This window comes from Lentibacillus kimchii (genome assembly GCF_055381965.1).
Map to the genome: position 1 here is coordinate 1,922,043 of NZ_AP043934.1, position 19,783 is coordinate 1,941,825.

Consider the following 19,783-nt stretch of genomic DNA (forward strand, 5'->3'; position numbering starts at 1 on the left):
TTATCGCCAGAAAGGAGTTGTGTTATGCCAACGGCAACCGATCAAAAAACCGTCGAACTCATTATTGAACGACAGTCCGACCCCGATTCAGGGTCATATACAGAAACCTTCTCAGTCCCTTATACCCCGAACATGAATATTATATCGGCACTTATGTCTATTCGGGAAAACCCGACCAATAAAGCGGGTGAAAAAACAACGCCCGTTCAATGGGACATGAGCTGTCTGGAAGAGGTATGCGGGATTTGCTCGATGGTGATTAATGATGTCCCGCGCCAGGCTTGTTCCACACTGGTTGATGAACTGGAACAGCCAATCCGCATTCATCCTATGTACACATTCCCGGTTGTCCGAGACTTAATTATAGACCGGGACAGCATGTTCGACTCGCTGAAACAAGTGAAGGCCTGGATACCAATTGATGGCACTTACGATCTCGGTGCCGGTCCGCGTATGAGTGAGGACAAGCGTCTTATGGCCTATGAGCTTTCGAAATGTTTCACATGCGGTGTCTGCCAGGAGGCATGCCCAAACGTTAATGATAAAAGTGATTTTATGGGACCATTTGTTTTTTCTCAGGTACGCTTAAAAAATGCCCATCCAACTGGTGAGATGAACAGTGATGAGCGAATTAATGCATTTATGGAGGATGGCGGGCTCCAGGGTTGCAGCAATTCACAGAACTGTGTGCAGGTGTGCCCGAAAGGTATTCCGATCACGACTTCAATTGCAGCTGTTAACCGCGAAGCTTCACTGCAGTCGTTTAAAAATTTCTTTGGCAGTGATAATTATTAAAGCAGCCTTCAGCTGAGGAGGCTGCTTATTTTTTATTGCACCATTTCAAACGATCCAGTGCCATCCTAAAATTGCCATAATCTTACACTGCATAATACAGTATTCGTATTACACTATTAGATATTCTACAGGACCGTTTAAGAAGGTGAAACAGTTGCAGGAAGCCGTATTACTCAGTATCGTCATTATTATTGTACTCGGCACTTTCTCCCAATGGCTGGCCTGGCGGATTCAGTGGCCATCGATTGTCATTATGTCAGTTGTCGGGCTTTTGATTGGCCCGGTACTTCAATTAATTAATCCGGAAGCAGCGTTAGGTGAATTATATAATCCGCTGATATCACTGGCAGTCGCTGTTATCCTATTTGAAGGAAGCTCAAGTCTGAACTTTCGGGAAATAAAAGATATTTCTAAATCCGTTTTTCGCGTAGTCACGCTTGGCGCATTGCTTGCTTGGGTAGGAGGATCTTTAGCCGCACACTACATAGCTGGTTTAAGCATGCCGGTTGCTTTTGTCATTGGCGGCTTGTTTATCGTTACCGGTCCGACCGTCATCATACCGCTTCTGCGGCAAGCCAAATTAAAACAAAGAGTCGCAACCATTCTAAAATGGGAAGGAACCATAATTGATCCCGCAGGCCCGTTAATCGCGCTTTTGGCTTACCAGATTTTAAAAGTTGTCACGAATGAGCAAATTCAGGGGAGTTACTTGCTAAATTTCTTTGGCGGTGCCTTGCTGGCCATTATTATTGGACTGGTCATCGGCTTGTTAACCAGTCATATGGCCAATAAGGGGCTCTTTCCGGAATTTCTCAAATCGCCGATCATCATGTCATTTGTCTTGCTCTGCTTCAGTCTTGGTGAGCTCATCATGCAGGAGACAGGCATGCTTGCCGTTACGGTTATGGGGCTGACTGTAGCCGTAACGAAAAAATATATCGCGTCAATTGCTAATGTGACCCATTTCGCTGAAAACATTTCTGTTATTTTAACATCAACAGTGTTTGTGCTACTAACCGCGTCGCTGACAAGAGAAACCATTATGGACATGTTCACACTGCCTATTCTCGGCTTTGTTCTTGTGATGTTATTTCTTGTCCGGCCGCTGTCGATCTGGATTGCAACGATTGGCACAGAGCTGAAAACAAATGAGAAAACATTAATTAGCTGGATCGCACCGCGCGGTATTGTGGCCCTGACTGTAGCTGGTTATTTTGCTGGTATCCTGCAGCAGGACGGCTTTACGGATGCTTCCATTTTGATGACCCTGACGTTTGCCCTGGTATTTATTACTGTCTGCGTCCATGGTTTCACACTGGCGCCCTTAGCGAAAAAACTTAATCTTGCCAGCACAGAAGAAGGCGGTACAGCTACCGTTTTAGCTGACTATTTACAATCAAGCGATATACCTGTTCTGCTCGCAGACAGTGTTTTAGACAGGTTAATACCTGCCCAGAATAACAAGGGGATCGACGTCTTCAATGGTGATATTCTCTATGAGCATACCCGGATGGAAATTGATCTGGCACCGTATGATAATATCCTGATCATGACAGATGATTCTGCCTATAACGCACTTATAGGCCAATCATTCGCCCCGGAATTCGGTTATCACAATACATTTGTGCTGCCAGCAGATAAGATGAACCGCGATATTTCCCCGGCTATCAAAGGGCATATACTATTTGATGAGGGTATGACTCTGTCTGCATTGAATGAAAAACTTGCCGCGGATTATTCGCTTAAAACGATAACGATGGAAGAAAAACAGACAGTTAAGAAACAACAGTTTGCGGAAAAAGAAAACGGTCTGTTATTGTTTATCCGCAAAAAGAATGCGGGCGTTACCTTTATTACAGCAAGCACCCGTAACTTGCAGATAGAACAGGGTGATCAAGCTGTATTCCTAATAACAGAAAACGATTAACGATAAGACTAGAGGATTCCTGTGGGATGACAGCCATAGGTGATACCCCGGCGTCCGGCGACACGAGGCGACTCACCAGCCTCCTAGCAGATTGTATCAGCTTCTTCCTCAGTCAATACATCACTTATCAATTGAACCGCCATATCAATTTCCTGTTCACTTACAATAAGTGGTCGCAGATGACGAATGACTCTGGGTCCAGCCTTTAATACAAGCAATCCTTTAGCCATTAATGAGCTGACCTTATCATCTATATCTTCTGTACATCTAATGCCAATCATGAGGCCTTTCCCGCGAATTGCTGACACAACAGGCAGTCTCCCAATGACGTGATGCAGACGTTTATATAAGTACGTTCCCGTTGTATATTTATACATAATTCTGTCATATTTATATTGGCTGTCGATTGACAATGTCATGAAAGTCTTGTAGATTAGCAATAGACGAACATTTAAATATTAAATAAAATAATCATTCGTTTTTAGGGGTGTATCGATGGAAAGTGTATTTGATTATGAAGACGTTCAATTAATACCGGCTAAATGTATTGTCAGCAGTCGCTCCGAATGCGACACCACGATGACGTTTGGCGGCTATACCTTCAATCTGCCTGTCGTTCCGGCTAACATGCAAACGATAATTGATGAAAATGTCGCTAAACTTTTGGCAGAGAATGGCTATTTTTATGTCATGCACCGTTTTGAACCAGAAACACGAACTAACTTTATTCGTGATATGCATCAGCAAGGGCTTATAGCATCAATCAGTGTTGGCATCAAAAAAGAAGAATACCAGTTTGTCCGTGAATTGGCCGATACCGGACTTACGCCTGCATTTATAACAATTGATATCGCTCATGGCCATTCCGATGGTGTCATAAATATGATTCAGCATATCAAACACTTGTTGCCTGACAGTTTTGTTATTGCAGGAAATGTGGGAACGCCGGAAGCAGTGCGGGAACTGGAACATGCAGGAGCTGATGCGACAAAAGTCGGGATTGGACCAGGCAAAGTGTGTATTACAAAGACAAAAACAGGCTTTGGAACCGGCGGCTGGCAGCTGGCCGCCCTCAAATGGTGTGCTAAAGCGGCGAGCAAACCCATTATTGCCGATGGAGGCATCCGGACACATGGCGATATTCCCAAATCTATTCGCCTTGGAGCCTCAATGGTGATGATCGGCTCTTTATTTGCTGGTCATGAAGAATCACCGGGGAAAACCATTGAGCAGGAGGGCAAACGGTACAAAGCATACTTTGGGTCAGCATCTGAATTTCAAAAAGGCGAGAAGAAAAACGTAGAAGGCAAGAAGATGTATGTCGAGCACAAAGGCTCACTGGAGGATACATTATCCGAAATGCAGCAGGACCTCCAATCTGCTATCTCCTATGCCGGCGGAAAAGAATTGCAAGCCATTCGGTATGTTGATTATGTGGTTGTTAAAAACTCAATATTTAATGGCGATAGCGCCTATTAAAATCCAAAAAGACACATGAATTACCATGGTCAGGTTCACACCTGATCATGGTTTTAGAGATCAAATGCTTCCGCTAATAACCGGTAGGAATGTACTTTAGCTGAAAAATCATAAATATTCGTGATAATCATGAATTCATCAGTTTGATAAATATCACTCAGCCGCTCCAGCTCCATTTTCACCTGATCTGGCGTTCCAATGACACAACGTCTGCGATTTTTTTGCATCTCTTGCAGTTCTTCCTGCCGGAATGTTCGCTTTTTGACTTCCTCAATAGATGGCACCTTCGTATCGGCCCCTTTGCCAACATTCAACAGCCATTTATCTTGACTAAGAGCCAGCTCTTCCGCCGCTTCTTCTGTATCGGCACACACGACAAAAATGCAGACGGCACTTGTCGGCCGGGCTATATTTTCTGACGGCTTGAATGCTTGTCTGTATGTTTGCAATGCTTCCTCCCCATGGTCCGGGTTAATAAAATGACCGAAGACAAATCCAGCTCCGATTTCCGCAGCGTTTTGCGCACCCCGTTCCGATAATCCAAGCACCCACATCGGCGGGACGCTATTTGTTCTTGGAGATGCTTTAACCAGACGGTAACGGTGATCTTTGGGCAGTGTATTATGCAAAAAACCCTGCAGATCCTGCAATTGACGAGGAAATTCAGACATATCTTTAGCCTCACCATCAGTCAAAGCCATCCGTGTATCCTGTGAACCGCCTGGTGAACGGCCTATTCCTAAATCAATCCGATCTGGAAACAAGCCCTCGATCATTTTAAAATTCTCCGAAACTTTATAAGGGCTGTATTGCGGCAGAAGCACCCCGCCAGAACCAACGCGAATTGTATTCGTATAAGAAGCAATCCGTGTCAGCAAAATTTCCGGTGAGACACTTGCGAGACCGTTCGTATTGTGATGTTCAGCTACCCAATAGCGCGTATAACCCAGTTTTTCTGTTTCAGCCGCCAACTTTAAGGTGTTATTCAATGCCTCTTCTGGTGTAGAATCCCGTGATATTGGTGCCTGATCCAAAACACTCAATTTCATGCTAAATAATCTCCTTTCGCCTTTCCCGCTTGTATATTCAGCATGACAGAAAAGATACCCACACTAAAAGCATTTGCTTCACATCTGTTTGAATCATTAAACAGAACAATCATACCCATGTAACTGCGCTTCAAACATTTATATTGGCCAGTTTTTCATAATATTTCACAATCGCCGCATGATCTTCTTCACCAAGATCATCAGCTGTCAGTGCCTTCAGCGTTTCCCTGACCGAAGCTGTTAATGGCAGCGGTACACCAAGATTTGTCGCTGTCTCCATCACATTATTCAAATCTTTTAAGTGCAGATCAATTTTGAAGCCGGGATCAAAATTGCCTTCCAGCATTTTTGGTGCTTTAGCATCTAAAGCCGTACTGCCGGCAAGGCCGCCTCGGATGGCATTGTAAACTGCTTGATTATCAACACCCAGCTTCTCCGTCAGCACAAATGCCTCCGATATGGCCGAGATATTCAGAGCAACAATGATTTGATTAGCAAGTTTAGTTGAGTTGCCTGAACCTACATCACCTGTTCTGGTAACAGAAGCGGCCATAGCTTCCATAACAGGCACACATTGATCGAAAACATCCTCGTTACCCCCTGCCATGACCGAAATAGTGCCATCAATGGCTTTAGGCTCACCTCCACTTACTGGCGCATCGATAAAACCGATATTCTTATCTGCCAGTTCTGCCCCAATTTCTCGGCTGGCGATAGGGGCAATCGAACTCATATCGATCACAGCACTCCCCGGCTTTATGCTATGTATCAGACCTTCTTCACCTAAAATAACGTCACGCACTTCAGGTGAATTTGGCAGCATGGTAATAATCGTCTCCGATTTGGACGCTAACGTTTCATAATCAGGCACCACGTGTGCTCCAAGTTCTTGCAATTCCTGATTTGTTCCTGACTTACTGCTGGAAACAACCAATTCGTAGCCAGCTTTCAATAGATTTTTACTCATGGGCTTTCCCATAATCCCCAGACCAATAAAACCAATTTTCATAGCAGTTTCCTCCCCTTCACATTCTGATCAAAGCAGTTCCTCAAGTTCCTTTTGACTGTAACGGCCGTCAATCCCCGGCTTTGTCCGCAGATAATCCAAAATGTCTGAATCGGCAAGATCGACTGTTGTTTCTAAGCCTTGAATAATCATACTTAAATACGCATCTGACGGTGCATTAACTGAAACATCTAAATCGCGTCCTGATGTAAATGTGAATATGGGATAGCCATCTTCCTCACCTAAGTAAAGAATCGTCCCATACCATGAATCACGCAGGGTTTTCGACCCGTCTTTAATAATAGCATCAAAATTGACCGCCAGATCCAAACCGTCATTTTCCTGTTCCACGACGTCTTTGAATTGTTCCTCTGTTACCAGATATTTGGTGCTGTACGTGTTACAGTTTTCGTTACGATCCAAGCCTATAAAAGCCGCACCACCGTGCTGCCACCGATCAGATTCCCCGGCAAAATATAATGGGTAGTTCATGACGTGCGTTCGCTCTTTAACTGGGAGCGACTGATCACGGCAGCCATCCTCTACCTTGTCCGAGCCTGGTGGTTGTCCGCCTTTAATATAACATAGAAATCTGTCCCGGTTTAAATTAGAGCCGAAACTCGCATACCAGACTAAATGATTATCTTGTGACGATTCCTGAATGATAATCACCCCCTTAGGTATTTGTACACTTCATAACAAATGATTTAAACAGTTCCAGCATTGTCGGATTAACACGCGCCATTGCCTCTGGATGCCATTGAACACCCATAAAAAGGGGTACAGCGGCGGCATCACTGGATTCGACTGCTTCAATCATGCCATCGGGCGTTTTAGCCGTCACTTTCAAACCAGAAGCCAGTTTGTTAATGGCCTGATGATGGTGACTATTAACCCGAATTCCTGTAGAATTTGTGATCTTCTGCAGCCAGCTTCCGGATTCAATTTGAATATCATGTGTCGCTTCATATCTTTCTGCCAGCTGATAATGCTGGATGGCTTGTGGAAACCACGTCCCAATATCCTGAATAACCGTCCCCCCTAAAGCAGCATTTAACAATGTAATACCTCTGCATACAGCGAAGATCGGCTTTTTTTGTTCTTCTGCACAATGAACGAGCGCTATTTCTGTATTATCCCGATTCACATTCGTTTTTTGTAACTGAGGATCAGGGTTTTCCAGGTACGAATTTGGATCGACATCCTCACCACTGCTTAAAATCAAGCCGTCACACATCGACATCCATGTCTCAGGCATATCGTCAGTACCATTTGGAATGACAATCGGAACACCTCCAGCCTGTATGACCGTGCGGATAAATCTCTCATGCACATTAAGACTCTTAATCGTATTATGACTGACAATCGAACTGGTAATGCCTATTACAGGTTTGGTAAACTGTTGCATTTGGCCGCTCCTTCTAGGTTGCTCATTTAAGTCTATAACCGTTATTCTTAGCAGCCAGTTGATAACTATGCAAACCAAATTGCCATCGGCGTATGCCAGTCGTATTGTCATTCATAACCGGATTTTTATTTTTATTCAGATAATTTTAACCCTTATTTTTACATAAATGCTAAGAGAATGCAACTTGGAAAATAGTCGGACCTGTTGCCCCTTTATTTTCAGCTTAAACGATTATTTATATAGGAAGTCTCACAGGAACCTTTTACAAATCAGCAGAAACAGCACAGACCATAAGCTTGCGAACCGTTCTGTCAGCATTTGGCCGATGGTATGTTTCTCAATTTTGTTCTATTTGAACAAGGTGTCCACGAGTGAGCAGCTTCCAGAAAATATACTGTCATGAAAAGGAGGAATTACTAATGAAATTATATTTAGATCCAGGACACGGCGGCTCAGATGCAGGTGCTCATGGCAACGGGATGAATGAAAAAACGTTTAATTTGGATGTTGCCCGCAAGATCCGTTCCATTTTAACAAGTCACTACCCTGACGCCCATGTACGCATGAGCCGCTCTGACGATACGACAAAAAGTCTCACGGAGCGGACAGATGAAGCAAACGACTGGGGGGCTGACTACTTTTTATCCATTCATGCCAATTCATTTAACGGATCGGCTGATGGCTATGAAGATTATATTCACAGCAGCTTAACTGATTCTTCAACCACAGCGGCTCATCAGAACACAATGCATGAGAACCTTTTAAAGGTGAATCAGCTGCAAGACCGTGGTACAAAAAAATCCAATTTTCATGTGCTGCGTGAGTCGACTATGCCGGCTCTCCTGACGGAAAATGGCTTTATTGACAACCCAGAAGATGCGGCATTAATGAAAGATTCAGCCTGGCGGCAAACAGTAGCACAAGGACACGTTAATGGACTTGCTGCGATCTTTAACCTGAAACAGACAAAAAAAACGAAAACATTTTATAAAATCATAGCCGGGTCCTTCAGATCACAGTCCAATGCCAAAAAACGGGCTGATCACCTGAAATCAAATGGATTAGAAGCCTATATTGCGGCAGTCACGATTTCTGGTGAAACATGGCACCGTGTTCAAGCTGGTGCTTTTGCTAAGTGGCAGAATGCGGAGAAATACCTGCAAGTGGTAAAAGCCAACGATGTCAGTGATGCCTATATTATAAAGGAAACCAGCTGATCCGGCTATTTCCGGTTCAACTGGCTTTCTAACAGTCGGCCGCGCTTTATCTCGCCGGGCTAACATGCCAGTCAACCGGCGCGCGGCCATTTTCTTTCAAAAACTGATTTGTGCGCGAAAAAGGACGACTGCCAAAGAATCCTTTATGCGCAGAAAACGGACTTGGATGAGAGGATTTAATGATAAGATGCTGCGGCGCGGTAATAAGTGACTCCTTAGCCTGGGCGTGTCTTCCCCAAAAGATAAATACAACCGGATCTGTTTTCGCATTCACCTGCTGGATCACTTCATTGGTAAAATGCTCCCAGCCCTGGCCGCGATGAGATGCTGGCTTTCCGGCTCGTACCGTCAGCACCGTATTTAAAAGAAGGACACCTTGTTTCGCCCAGTCGGTTAGACATCCATGCTCTGGTATAGGCAGACCGATATCATCGTTCAGCTCTTGATAAATATTTTTCAATGATGGCGGTATGGTGACATCCGGCTGAACAGAAAAACTCAAGCCGTGTGCCTGATTGGGCCCATGATATGGATCCTGCCCGAGAATAACTACTTTCGTATTCTGATAATCCGTATAATGCAGCGCATTAAAAATATCATACATATCCGGATAAACCGTGTGTGCACCGTATTCTTGTTTTAAAAACGAACGCAGCGTTAAATAATAATCTTTCTGAAATTCTTTTTCCATGATTGGCGCCCAATCATTCGTTAAAATAGCCACATTGTCAGCTCCCAACAATCTAAAAGAATCTTTAATTATCATATCACGGCAGTGTACAGCTGAAAATGACCTGTGAATAAGTTAACTAAAAGCAGCGTCACGGACAGCTGAATCTTATACCTGATGCAGCACACCTCAAGAACGCTGAATTGCTTGTGTCGTTGCTGTATAAACGCTTGTCCGGATTAAGTCCTCCAGCGCGACGAGAGCATTCTTTGACAATGTTTCGCCCTGTTGCACAGCGGCTGCCGCAAGCCGGTCAAACGTGTTAGCTGAAGAAGGGAAATTTCCATTTTCCGCGCGGACAGCCAATTCCTGCAGCACATAAGTTTTGACCTCAGCTGCGGCCGCCAACATCTGGATAAGTGTTTCATCAGCTAAATGCCCATTGATAAACAACCAGAGAATGACGCTCTTTTGCTCTCCGCCTCCGCTGGCTGCAGCAACCGTGAAAACAGAGATGTATTCGTTTTTTCGAAAAACGGAGACAGCTTGCCCGGGCTGAACACTTGTCGCCATACTGACTGTGCGTGACGAGTCAAACTGGTATTCATCCAGATATTCCTGCATGTCCCGCTCAGTATCTGGACAAGCATGACCCGCTGACATGTGGCAGTTCACAAAATATTGCTTCCAACCGATGCCAGAACCCCATGCACCAAGTGCTAGTGTTCGCAATGGGGCTGGTGCAGCAAGAACAAGATGATCTGACTGTATATGCAAAAAGGAAGAATCAATGATGACAGTGTCTGTCGCTGTGTCAGCAGCATCTGGCAGCAAATGAATTTGTGGTTTTGCAATAGCCGGATGCGGATGCTTCGTCACATCTGTTTGATAAACGTCTTGAATCAAATCCTCTGCCAACACGCTATCCGGTGTATCCAAGGCCTGCTTTTGGCCCTCATGCAGCAGTAACAAACGGTCACAGTACAAACTTGCCAGATTAAGATCATGAAAAATGGATACAACTGTCAGGCCATCTTCATTTACGTCTTTTTTTAATAAATCGAGCAGTTCTTTTTGATAAGCCAGGTCGAGATGATTCGTCGGCTCATCGAGCAGCAATAAATCTGGCTGCTGGGCTAAAGCCTGAGCAAGAAACACACGTTGCTGCTCGCCGCCTGATAATGCCTGCACATCTTCATGCTCAAATGCTTTAGTCGTTGTCTGTTCCATGACTGTCTGAAGCACTTGTTCATCCTCAGCTGTCCAGGTTTGAAACATCCCCTGATGGTGGGCATATCTCCCCAATGCCACCGTTTCCCGGACCGTATAGGAAAATACTTGAGCTGTGAACTGAGGAAGAACAGCCATTCTTCGTGCCAGTGCCTTTCGTGAAAAGCTGGCTATACTCACATTCGCCAGCTGAATAGAGCCAGATACAGTGGGAATAAGGCCGCTAATCATTTTTAACAGCGTTGTTTTTCCGCTGCCATTCGGTCCCAGTATCCCAAAAAATTCGCCACGCGTTACAGAAAAACTGAGATCTTGAATAATCGGCTGATCATCATAACCACCCGAAACATGCTGCAGGTTTAACATGACATCCTCCTTCTTTTGCTGTGCCTTGTTTTTGTGTCATGCCAATGGTTACTTTTGACGTTGGTTCATTAAAATAATCGCAAACACGGGAGCTCCTATTAATGCGGTGATCACACCAATTGGCAGAATCGTTGGTGATATAATCGTCCGGGATATCAGATCCGTCAGTATTAAAAAACCAGCACCAATAATGACTGAGAGAGGCAGCAAATGAACATGATCAGGTCCCCATAACCGTCGTGTTAAATGGGGAATGACTAATCCAACAAAACCAATGGCTCCAGAGACAGCCACAGCCGCACCAGTAACGATCGACCCAGCCACAAGAATCATCAATTTGCGTTTTCCAACATCAACACCTAAATGCTGTGCCCTTTCTTCACCAAAGGACATGGCATTTAATTCACGGGTGTTCATTAACAGCAGACAAACTCCCAAAATAAAGAACGGAACCATAATACCAATGTAACGCCAGCCACGGGAGGAGACGCTTCCAAGCAGCCAGCCCATAATCTGCTGCAATTGGTCATCTGTCAAGGCAATAATTAACGATATAAAAGCCCCCAGAAAGGAGCTGAATATAATTCCTGTTAGAATAATTGTTTCCACGCGCATCGACCGGTCTACACGACGTGCAAAAAACAGGACAAGCAAAATCGTAAGTAAAGCAGCCGCGATGCTAAGCACAGGTAACGTATAAAGTCCGAGAAAAGGGATTGACACGTTAAAAAACAAGGTAGCTACAGCACCTACAGAGGCTCCAGATGAAACACCTAAAATATACGGGTCCGCGAGCGGATTTTGCAAAAGTCCCTGAAACGCCGCCCCGGCAATCGCCAGAGATGCTCCGACAAGTCCTGCAAGGAGCACTCTGGGCAAACGGATTTCCGAGATAATATTCACATACATTGGGTCAATATCATCAGCTGCCGGCAAACGGAAAATCTGTGCACCAATTATTTTAATAATATCCAAAACCGGGACCGATACAGTGCCAACAGACACAGCCGTCAGAACCGCTATCACTAAAAATGCTAGCGCCAATCCATAGGCAACTAAATGTTTATTCCTTAAAAAGTTCCGGATAGACAACCTTAGCGATCTCCTTTGCACCGTCGACTAATCGAGGCCCGGGACGACTGACAATATCTGAATCAATCTGATAAACCTGATCATTTTTAATGGCCGTCATGTCCTCCCAGCCGTCTCGATTGGTTACTTGTTCGACAGGATCATTATCCGTTCCATATGTCGTTATAATGACATCCGGATCAAGTTCCACAACAGCCTCTGGGTCAATCTGCGTCCAGCCATCCTGATCTTTGGAAACATTATCAGCATTCACAACGCGCAGCAGATCATTGAAAAACGTATTTTCACCCGCCGTAAACATGTCTGGTGCAGGTGCTACCTCAAAAAAGACAGACTTCCGCTCATCATCACTGATGGAATCGGTTTTATCAATCAGCGAAGCAAATTCCTCTTGCATATTGCTGACAATATCCTCAGCTGTCTCTTGGGTACCCGTAATTTCACCGATTTGATTAATCGTATCATACGTTTCGTCAATTTGCTGCGCACCCTGAACAACAAATACATTAATATCCGCATCCCGGATCTGTTTTAACGCTTCTTTAAAATTTTGTTCAGCAGAAGCGTGGGCCAGCACTAGGTCTGGTTTAAGACTTATAATCTTTTCCACATTCAATTCCATACCGCCCACTTTTTCTTTTTCCTGTGCTTCTTGAGGATAATCATCATTATCTGTTACGCCAACAATTTCATCCTCTAATCCGAGCGCAAATGCAATTTCTGTGTTGCTTGGAATTAATGAAACAATCCGTTCAGGTTTCGCCTCAATCGTCATCTCATTATCAAGTGCATCTGTTACCGTTAACGGAAAATCGGAATCGCCTGCATCTGTCTGCGTCGCGTCTTCATCTGCATTTTCTGTCCCCTCATCTGCAGTAGAATCCCCTGCACTGCAGCTGATTAACAGCCCCATCATAACCATCACTAATAATGTAAAGGCCAAATTTTTCTTCACGTTAATCCCCCTTAATTTAAATTAAAACAAATAAAAAACCATCTTCACGAAAAATGAAGATGGTTATGTAAAAGGGCAGTTTGATATACCTGTCCCTCTACACCCTCCTATTCCTCGCAGGCTCTGGTGTTCAAAAGACAACAGGCAGGTCTCCTGGCTCATGGTCATCACTCACTGCACCTTCCCATACATTCACATGTCAGTGGTATCGCAGCTCGCTCGCAAACACAGTGGCGGGACCGCGCTGGCCTTTCACCAGCTTCCCTTTCAAGATTTCACAAAACGAAATCACCTGTGCCCAAAATGAAATTATTTTCTGACTCTATTATACATCTTTACAAGGTGCCTGTCACTTCCCGGTTTTTGTCGATCAGCAAAATTGATCTGTATGTATAATGAATTCGATTAGTTAAGCGGGATTAATCGTTTCATGTTATAATGGTGACAAACGAATTGGAGGGTCCAAAAATGGCAATAAACTACGAAAAACGGCTAATAACCTTGCAAAACAGCCTGCAGGAGCAGAAAATTGATGTAGCAATCATCACTGACCCGGCCAATGTTTTCTATTACACAGGGTTTAATTCTGATCCGCATGAACGTTTTATGGCACTGGTATTAGATGGCCGTCAGCAAACATCCAGACTGTTTGTTCCAGCATTGGATAAAGAAATAGCCGACAATGAATCAATCATTAAAACAATTATTCCGATTTCTGATGAAGAAGACCCATTTGATAAGCTGCAAGCAGAACTGGGAACAAACATTCAGCAGATTGGCGTTGAGATGAATGTAGTCAGTATGTTCCGTCATCGCCGCTTACAGGATGTTTTTCCTGATGCGTCTTATACTGATATCCAGCCACTGGTAAACAAGCAACGGCTCAAAAAAACCAGAAGTGAAATTGATCTGATGCAGGAAGCTGTAACCATCAGCGAAAAGGTCCTTACTGAAGGAATTAAAAAGGTTAAAATCGGTATGACAGAAGCGGAGCTGGCTGCTGAGTTAGAATACCTCATGAAACAGTTTGGGGCAGCGGGGCCTTCCTTCTCCACCATCGCACTTGCAGGTGAAAAAACAGCCATGCCGCATGGCACACCAGGAGACCGCGCATTTCAGAATGGTGACTTTTTACTGATTGACTTCGGCGTTGTGACAAATGCAGGCTATTGTTCCGACATGACACGGACTTTTGTTATCGGTGAAGCATCCGAGGAACAGCGCAACATTTATAACATCGTGCTAAAGTCCAATCAAGCTGGCATCAATGCTGTACAAGCCGGTGTTCCGCTTAAAACGTTCGACATTGCAGCGCGAAACGTTATCGACGACAGCGGCTATGGCGCGTATTTCAATAACCGCGTCGGCCATGGACTTGGCATCGGACTGCATGAAGAGCCATCCTTGCATGAAAATAATGAAGCTGCAGCTGAAAATGGACTCATGTTCACAATTGAACCCGGGATTTACATTCCTGACTTCGGCGGTGTTCGCATTGAAGACGAGGTCTATATCAATGAGAACGGAGAAGCAGACGTATTGACCACATTCCCTAAAGAGCTGCAAGTTCTATAAACTATTTGAATGCTGGTTAGACTAACCCAGTCAATAAACTAAGCGTGGCCCTCACGATCATCAGTGAAGGCCACGCTATTTTTGTTTTCAACAGCCGTTTAGTTTCCAGTCATTTTCGTCTAAATAAAACATTTAAACCCAGCTCGTTTATATGAGCCTGGGTTTAATCGTTCGCCAAGTATGTTGTAAATCTGGGCTGTTATATTTTCCATGAGCTTTGCATCAGCGGTATATATGAAGACCTACGCTTCTGTTTTAGCAAATCTTACTGTAGCCAATACAATAAACACAGCTGCAATCCCAAGAACGATCAGGATATCGCCTGTGAGTGAAATCGTATGTCCAAATAAGTCTAAGTTAAGTCCCATCGCTTCCTGCATCGGCTCACTCAGAGTACCTGGCTGTAATACAACATTCTTGAGCATATCAACCGAATAAGTTAACGGATTAATTTTAACGATAACATCCATCCATGCCGGCATTCCATTTAATGGGAACAGTGCACCGGACAAAAACAGCATTGGGAATAATAGAATTTGGGATACCATTTGGAAACCTTGTGCTGAATTTAACAGACTCGCTATCAGAAGGCCAATTGATGACATGGTAAAGCCAACGAGGAACATAATTGGAATTAATTTCACAACCATGAGAAAGCTTATTGAAACACCAATAAATGGTACGAAAATAAGCATCATTAATCCTTGAATAACGGCTACCGTTGTACCTCCAAGTACCTTTCCGATCGCAATTGATACACGGGACATAGGTGATACAAGGATTTCACGCATGTAGCCAAATTCTTTATCCTGCACAACCGATAGCGCTGAAAATATCGAGTTAGTAAACACAACCATTCCGATAATACCCGGAAACATAAACTTGACAAAGTCAAAATCAGCCAGAGGTCCGCCACCGCTGCCGCCAATCATTGATTGCATTGCGCCACTCATGCCGCTTCCAAACAAAATTAAAAACATAAATGGCATAGCAAATGATCCCAGTAGTCGGCTTATATCACGGAAAAATTTAATGACATCACGCTGCCATACAGCCAGAATGCCTTCCATCAGTTTGTTCCTCCTTTCGTCTGTTCAGCAGGCTGTGCTGCTTCTTCCCGGATGCCACGTCCCGTTAAATGCATAAACACGTCATTTAGCGTTGGACGTCGCAGATTAACGGTCAGAATTTCTACCGTGAAATCTTTTACAAACTGCACGAGAAATTCACTTCCATTGTTTATCTGGAACGTTAGCATACCATCCTTTTCTTTGACCTCTAACCTATAGTCAGCTTCGATTGTTGCCTTTGCTTTTTCATTATCGGCAGTCTCAATTTCAATAATATCGCCACCAACATCTGTCTTCATTTTTTCCGGAGAATCCAAAGCAATCACTTCCCCATGATCCATGACAGCTATACGATCACAAAGTTCTGCTTCGTCCATAGAATGAGTGGTTAAGAAAATCGTAATCCCTGCTTTTTTCTTTAATTTCAGAATATAATCCCAGATATGATTACGTGTATTCGGGTCAAGACCGACAGTTGGCTCATCCAGGAACAGAACCCTCGGATAATGCAGGAGCCCCCGCGCAATTTCCAGCCGGCGTTTCATACCACCCGAGAATTTTTCTGCAATCTTATAGCGGTTTTCTGTTAAGTCAACAATTTCTAATACTTCTTGAATACGTTCTTCCCGTTTCTCCTTAGGAACATTGTAAAAACGACAATGAAGTTTTAAATTTTCATTAGCGGTTAATTTTTCATCAAGTGTTGACTCCTGAAATATTAAGCCAATACTTCCCCGTACACGATCTTTCTCAGAAGCAACATGATAACCATTGATAATGGCATCACCACTGGTTGGCTTGTTAATGGTTGACAGCATATCGATCGTGGTGCTTTTACCAGCGCCATTCGGACCGAGAAAACCAAATATTTCGCCCTTCTCAACGGAAAAATTGACGCCCTTGACAGCTTCTTTATCTTTATAAGTCTTTTTCAAATCATTAACTTCCACAATTGTCTCCATGCGGCTCCTCCCCTTCCTCAGTCTGTATATTTCTATTTAACACATCTTTCATTAACTGCAAACCACTGATAATCTGTTCAAGCTCATCATCCGTGGCGTTCCGAACCATACGCTCCATCGTCCCATCAAGATTGGCGCGCAGGGAGTCTTTCCAGTCGAGCGCTCTTTGCGACAAAATTACCTGCACAACGCGCTTATCTGCCTGCTTTCGCTGCCTGGTAATAAAATCGTTGCGTTCCAGCCGATCCAATATACTCGAAACAGTACTGGCAGCCAAATGAAGATCCTGACTGATATCACTCACCATACATCCATTATGATTATATAAATAATGCAAAATCATCATTTGGGGCGGTGTTAAGCCTACTTCCTGAAATGACTGGCGCATGCGCTGATTTAACACACTGTTTATTTCACGGAAAAGCTCAGCCGTTTGCATGCCTGAGCGTGAGAATTCACGGTGTTCCATACCCGTTTCTCCTTTTCGTACACGAATATTTCGTACACTAAATAATTTACCATATTAACAGACTAAGATAAACCAAAAAGCGCTATTTGGTGTGTTCATTTTAGATAGACTTTAAAGCAATTCATTATTCCGTTGATATATTAACTGTTTTCCGATCCATCCTGCTATGCAAAGAGAAGCATTAACCGTCGCTGAACTTTTAAAATTTGCCATGCCATAAAAAAACGGCCCCTAGTAAGGAGCCGTTTTTATGATTATGCGACAACATCATAACCCTGATCTTCAATAGCTTCATGCATAGCAGCAATGCTTACAGCCGCATCATCGTACGTAACATCAACTTTTCCTGTATCGAGATGCACCTCAGCACTCTGAACGCCCTGCAAATTTTCCAACGCACCCTTTACGGCGCTTTCACAATGTTCACAAGTCATGCCCTGGACATTAAGTGTTGTTTGCATATCTAGTCACTCCTTTTAAAGATAATAATATAGGAAGGTTTTCCAAATAACTGGCTTTTCCCTAAAAATCACTCTCATTGTACTAAATTTTAGCAGTGCCCGCTAACCAATTTCAATTAACAAGCATTACTAGCGTTACAGGATCTCTTTATAACTTATGTCTTTACTAGTTAACACGTTTCATACACACTCATAAGATGCCCATTGTTACCATTTAACGGTCAAACTTATTGCATTATAAAGATTTATGACTTTAGTTGTTTTAGCAGTTGTTTTGATGGCAGCCCTTTATTTCTCGACTTCACCATTCCAGGCCAGCATGCCACCGTCAACATTGGTAACATCATAGCCCTCACTTTCAAGATAATCACTTGCTTTGCCGCTGCGGCCGCCTGAGCGGCAAACCATATAGTAATGACTATTTTCATCCAATTCATTAAGACGATCCGGGATGTCATTTAAGGGTATATGTTTGGCACCTGGAATTTTCCCCTGTGCTACCTCATCATCCTCACGTACGTCAATAACATTCACGTTTTCTTTATTCTTCATTTTTTCTTCTAACGTTGTCATATCAATTTGTTTCATAATGTGGCCTCCTAAACTTGAGTTTATACAGGCTTTCTGCAATTTCCATCTTATCATGGCACTGTCTAAAGTGACACGTATGGTTATTCAAGTATCACTTTGACCAATCCACCATTCTAATTGATCATCCCTAAGCTGCCGCTAAGTCTTATGATAGAGGATGGAATGCCATTTTTCCAATATCTTGTTTCATATTTGACATAACAAAATAAAATAAGTTGTCTTTAAGGCATTATTTCCCGGGGAATGTTATCGAAGTAACTGAAAATTACGTCTTTAATCCCCGAAGCTATAGGCACAGCAAAATTATAGCGCCGTACAAAAAGGCTGATTACGTCAAATCAGCCTTTTGATGTACCCTGGTTATGTCTTTATACTATCCAAAATTGATAACACTTGCTTTTTCTCGTGTATATTCGAGCACCGTATCGGTACCGTAGCCACTGCCCTTAAGGCCTCCAAAAGGCAAGTCTGGTCCAACCATTGCATACGTATTAACCCATACACTGCCAGCCTCTATCTTTTCCACCATGTGGTGGGCTCGCTGCAGATCATTGGTCCAAACACCTGCAGCAAGTCCATATTCCGTATCGTTAGCTATTTGTATAGCCTCAGCCTCATCATCAAACGGAATGGCTACTGCAACTGGCCCGAAAATTTCTTCCTGACAGATACTTAACTGATTGCTCTCTGTTTTAAACAAGGTCGGTTCAACCCAGTAACCATCCGCAAACACTGGCTGATCGGGTAATAGCGTCTCGCCGGCGCTTCGGCCTCCAAAAACGAGTTCCGCGCCTTCCTCCAATCCCCTCGCCAAAAAAGCACGCACTTTATCATATTGCGGCTTGTTTGCTACTGGTCCCATGTTATTAGCTGTATCCAGTGTATCTCCAAATTTGACAGCCCCCGGAGAGGTCATTTTCGTTTTGAGAAGGGCTAACATTTCTTCAAAAACTGAACGCTGAATCAATATACGAGAACCAGCGGCACAAATTTGACCAGCATTTGGTGTATAAATTCCATTTAGGACGCCGTTTGCCGCCTTTTCCAAATCCGCATCAGCAAAAACAATATTGGGCGATTTTCCGCCCAGCTCAAAAATCAATGACTTCGGATCGGAAGAAGAGGCATGTGCAATGGCCTTTGCTGTTGGTTTAGAACCAGTAAGACTGACCTTGTTCACTTTTTCATGACTGACAAGTGCATCGCCTATGTCGCGGCCTAAACCAGAAATCACATTGATAACACCAGGAGGCAGAATGTCTGAAAGAATCTCGCCATAGCGAAGTGAAGCTACAGCGGCCAGTTCAGATGGTTTTATAATGACCGTATTTCCTGCTGCCAGTGCATAAGCGGCCTTAATAGTGAACGTAAACAATCCGGCATTCCACGGGCTGATTCCCAGAACAACCCCATAGGGGACCCCTGGCCCAGCCATCAGAACCGGCCAGCGTTTCATCCCAC

The 19,783-nt window shown here is 43.8% G+C and carries 20 protein-coding genes and 1 riboswitch; of the genes, 5 read left to right on the forward strand and 15 right to left on the reverse strand.

The features are described 5' to 3' along the window. Positions 1–24 precede the first annotated feature (24 nt). Complete coding sequence (sdhB, locus tag ACZ444_RS10285) at positions 25–795, forward strand: succinate dehydrogenase iron-sulfur subunit (RefSeq protein WP_382357660.1); 771 nt, start codon at positions 25–27, stop codon at positions 793–795. A 154-nt stretch (positions 796–949) separates the two neighbouring features. Then, complete coding sequence (locus ACZ444_RS10290; RefSeq protein ID WP_449280297.1) at positions 950–2,722, forward strand: cation:proton antiporter; 1,773 nt, start codon at positions 950–952, stop codon at positions 2,720–2,722. An 83-nt stretch (positions 2,723–2,805) separates the two neighbouring features. Here ACZ444_RS10290 and ACZ444_RS10295 read toward each other — a convergent pair whose 3' ends face one another. Then, on the reverse strand, positions 2,806–3,141 hold the full coding sequence (locus ACZ444_RS10295) for an aminotransferase class III-fold pyridoxal phosphate-dependent enzyme (RefSeq protein WP_382357662.1): 336 nt from the start codon (positions 3,139–3,141) through the stop codon (positions 2,806–2,808). Positions 3,142–3,217: 76 nt separating this feature from the next. On the opposite strand from ACZ444_RS10295, the gene guaC reads away from it, so the two are divergent. Then, entirely contained in the window at positions 3,218–4,201 is a 984-nt protein-coding gene (gene guaC, locus ACZ444_RS10300) for a GMP reductase (protein WP_382357663.1), read from the forward strand. A 53-nt stretch (positions 4,202–4,254) separates the two neighbouring features. On the opposite strand, the gene ACZ444_RS10305 is transcribed toward guaC, so the two are convergent. The 4 genes from ACZ444_RS10305 to ACZ444_RS10320 all read right to left on the reverse strand — a co-directional run bounded on the left by ACZ444_RS10305 (position 4,255) and on the right by ACZ444_RS10320 (position 7,664). Further along, on the reverse strand, positions 4,255–5,250 hold the full coding sequence (locus ACZ444_RS10305) for an LLM class flavin-dependent oxidoreductase (protein WP_382357664.1): 996 nt from the start codon (positions 5,248–5,250) through the stop codon (positions 4,255–4,257). Between the two features lie 130 nt (positions 5,251–5,380). Beyond that, complete coding sequence (gene garR, locus ACZ444_RS10310) at positions 5,381–6,259, reverse strand: 2-hydroxy-3-oxopropionate reductase (RefSeq protein WP_382357665.1); 879 nt, start codon at positions 6,257–6,259, stop codon at positions 5,381–5,383. A 27-nt stretch (positions 6,260–6,286) separates the two neighbouring features. Next, on the reverse strand, positions 6,287–6,748 hold the full coding sequence (locus ACZ444_RS10315) for a hypothetical protein (protein WP_382357666.1): 462 nt from the start codon (positions 6,746–6,748) through the stop codon (positions 6,287–6,289). Between the two features lie 184 nt (positions 6,749–6,932). Next, positions 6,933–7,664 (reverse strand): gamma-glutamyl-gamma-aminobutyrate hydrolase family protein, encoded by a 732-nt coding sequence (locus tag ACZ444_RS10320; protein WP_382357667.1) that lies wholly within the window; start codon positions 7,662–7,664, stop codon positions 6,933–6,935. 419 nt (positions 7,665–8,083) lie between these two features. Between ACZ444_RS10320 and ACZ444_RS10325 the strand changes: the two genes are divergently transcribed. Further along, on the forward strand, positions 8,084–8,881 hold the full coding sequence (locus tag ACZ444_RS10325; protein ID WP_382357668.1) for an N-acetylmuramoyl-L-alanine amidase: 798 nt from the start codon (positions 8,084–8,086) through the stop codon (positions 8,879–8,881). Between the two features lie 46 nt (positions 8,882–8,927). Here ACZ444_RS10325 and ACZ444_RS10330 read toward each other — a convergent pair whose 3' ends face one another. The 4 genes from ACZ444_RS10330 to ACZ444_RS10345 all read right to left on the reverse strand — a co-directional run bounded on the left by ACZ444_RS10330 (position 8,928) and on the right by ACZ444_RS10345 (position 13,194). After that, complete coding sequence (locus ACZ444_RS10330) at positions 8,928–9,605, reverse strand: uracil-DNA glycosylase (RefSeq protein WP_382357669.1); 678 nt, start codon at positions 9,603–9,605, stop codon at positions 8,928–8,930. A gap of 135 nt (positions 9,606–9,740) precedes the next feature. Next, a complete protein-coding gene (locus ACZ444_RS10335) occupies positions 9,741–11,147 on the reverse strand; it encodes an ABC transporter ATP-binding protein (RefSeq protein WP_382357670.1) in 1,407 nt (468 codons plus the stop codon). 48 nt (positions 11,148–11,195) lie between these two features. After that, positions 11,196–12,239: a FecCD family ABC transporter permease gene (locus tag ACZ444_RS10340; protein ID WP_382357671.1), complete on the reverse strand. Its 1,044-nt coding sequence runs from the start codon at positions 12,237–12,239 to the stop codon at positions 11,196–11,198. Beyond that, entirely contained in the window at positions 12,211–13,194 is a 984-nt protein-coding gene (locus tag ACZ444_RS10345) for an ABC transporter substrate-binding protein (protein WP_382357672.1), read from the reverse strand. Before ACZ444_RS10345 ends, ACZ444_RS10340 begins: the two co-directional genes overlap by 29 nt. A gap of 126 nt (positions 13,195–13,320) precedes the next feature. After that, positions 13,321–13,505: riboswitch (cobalamin riboswitch) on the reverse strand. Positions 13,506–13,662: 157 nt separating this feature from the next. Here ACZ444_RS10345 and ACZ444_RS10350 point away from each other — a divergent pair. After that, positions 13,663–14,769, forward strand: coding sequence for a M24 family metallopeptidase (locus ACZ444_RS10350; protein WP_382357673.1), 1,107 nt, complete (start codon positions 13,663–13,665; stop codon positions 14,767–14,769). Between the two features lie 242 nt (positions 14,770–15,011). Here the strand turns inward: ACZ444_RS10350 and ACZ444_RS10355 are convergent, their stop codons facing one another. The 6 genes from ACZ444_RS10355 to ACZ444_RS10380 form a co-directional block, all read right to left on the reverse strand. Beyond that, positions 15,012–15,839 carry an ABC transporter permease gene (locus tag ACZ444_RS10355; RefSeq protein WP_382357674.1) on the reverse strand — a complete coding sequence of 276 codons (828 nt, stop codon included), beginning with the start codon at positions 15,837–15,839 and terminating at the stop codon, positions 15,012–15,014. After that, the gene (locus ACZ444_RS10360) at positions 15,839–16,801 is read right to left on the reverse strand and encodes an ATP-binding cassette domain-containing protein (RefSeq protein WP_382357675.1); all 963 of its coding nucleotides are present in this window, start codon (positions 16,799–16,801) and stop codon (positions 15,839–15,841) included. Before ACZ444_RS10360 ends, ACZ444_RS10355 begins: the two co-directional genes overlap by 1 nt. Further along, positions 16,779–17,270: a MarR family winged helix-turn-helix transcriptional regulator gene (locus ACZ444_RS10365; protein ID WP_382357676.1), complete on the reverse strand. Its 492-nt coding sequence runs from the start codon at positions 17,268–17,270 to the stop codon at positions 16,779–16,781. The genes ACZ444_RS10360 and ACZ444_RS10365 overlap by 23 nt, the downstream gene beginning before the upstream one ends. A gap of 254 nt (positions 17,271–17,524) precedes the next feature. Continuing rightward, on the reverse strand, positions 17,525–17,731 hold the full coding sequence (gene copZ / locus ACZ444_RS10370; protein ID WP_382357677.1) for a copper chaperone CopZ: 207 nt from the start codon (positions 17,729–17,731) through the stop codon (positions 17,525–17,527). 288 nt (positions 17,732–18,019) lie between these two features. Continuing rightward, the gene (locus ACZ444_RS10375; RefSeq protein ID WP_382357678.1) at positions 18,020–18,319 is read right to left on the reverse strand and encodes a rhodanese-like domain-containing protein; all 300 of its coding nucleotides are present in this window, start codon (positions 18,317–18,319) and stop codon (positions 18,020–18,022) included. Positions 18,320–18,695: 376 nt separating this feature from the next. Further along, positions 18,696–19,778: an aldehyde dehydrogenase family protein gene (locus ACZ444_RS10380; protein ID WP_382357679.1), complete on the reverse strand. Its 1,083-nt coding sequence runs from the start codon at positions 19,776–19,778 to the stop codon at positions 18,696–18,698. Positions 19,779–19,783: the final 5 nt, after the last annotated feature.

Excerpts from the sequence above, each read along its gene's own strand:
- sdhB (WP_382357660.1), top strand. The coding sequence starts at position 25 with ATGCCAACGGCAACCGATCAAAAAACCGTCGAACTCATTATTGAACGA.
- ACZ444_RS10295 (WP_382357662.1), bottom strand. The coding sequence starts at position 3,141 with ATGACATTGTCAATCGACAGCCAATATAAATATGACAGAATTATGTAT.
- guaC (WP_382357663.1), top strand. The coding sequence starts at position 3,218 with ATGGAAAGTGTATTTGATTATGAAGACGTTCAATTAATACCGGCTAAA.
- ACZ444_RS10305 (WP_382357664.1), bottom strand. The coding sequence starts at position 5,250 with ATGAAATTGAGTGTTTTGGATCAGGCACCAATATCACGGGATTCTACA.
- garR (WP_382357665.1), bottom strand. The coding sequence starts at position 6,259 with ATGAAAATTGGTTTTATTGGTCTGGGGATTATGGGAAAGCCCATGAGT.
- ACZ444_RS10315 (WP_382357666.1), bottom strand. The coding sequence starts at position 6,748 with ATGAACTACCCATTATATTTTGCCGGGGAATCTGATCGGTGGCAGCAC.
- ACZ444_RS10320 (WP_382357667.1), bottom strand. The coding sequence starts at position 7,664 with ATGCAACAGTTTACCAAACCTGTAATAGGCATTACCAGTTCGATTGTC.
- ACZ444_RS10325 (WP_382357668.1), top strand. The coding sequence starts at position 8,084 with ATGAAATTATATTTAGATCCAGGACACGGCGGCTCAGATGCAGGTGCT.
- ACZ444_RS10335 (WP_382357670.1), bottom strand. The coding sequence starts at position 11,147 with ATGTTAAACCTGCAGCATGTTTCGGGTGGTTATGATGATCAGCCGATT.
- ACZ444_RS10350 (WP_382357673.1), top strand. The coding sequence starts at position 13,663 with ATGGCAATAAACTACGAAAAACGGCTAATAACCTTGCAAAACAGCCTG.
- ACZ444_RS10355 (WP_382357674.1), bottom strand. The coding sequence starts at position 15,839 with ATGGAAGGCATTCTGGCTGTATGGCAGCGTGATGTCATTAAATTTTTC.
- ACZ444_RS10360 (WP_382357675.1), bottom strand. The coding sequence starts at position 16,801 with ATGGAGACAATTGTGGAAGTTAATGATTTGAAAAAGACTTATAAAGAT.
- ACZ444_RS10365 (WP_382357676.1), bottom strand. The coding sequence starts at position 17,270 with ATGGAACACCGTGAATTCTCACGCTCAGGCATGCAAACGGCTGAGCTT.
- copZ (WP_382357677.1), bottom strand. The coding sequence starts at position 17,731 with ATGCAAACAACACTTAATGTCCAGGGCATGACTTGTGAACATTGTGAA.
- ACZ444_RS10375 (WP_382357678.1), bottom strand. The coding sequence starts at position 18,319 with ATGAAACAAATTGATATGACAACGTTAGAAGAAAAAATGAAGAATAAA.
- ACZ444_RS10380 (WP_382357679.1), bottom strand. The coding sequence starts at position 19,778 with ATGAAACGCTGGCCGGTTCTGATGGCTGGGCCAGGGGTCCCCTATGGG.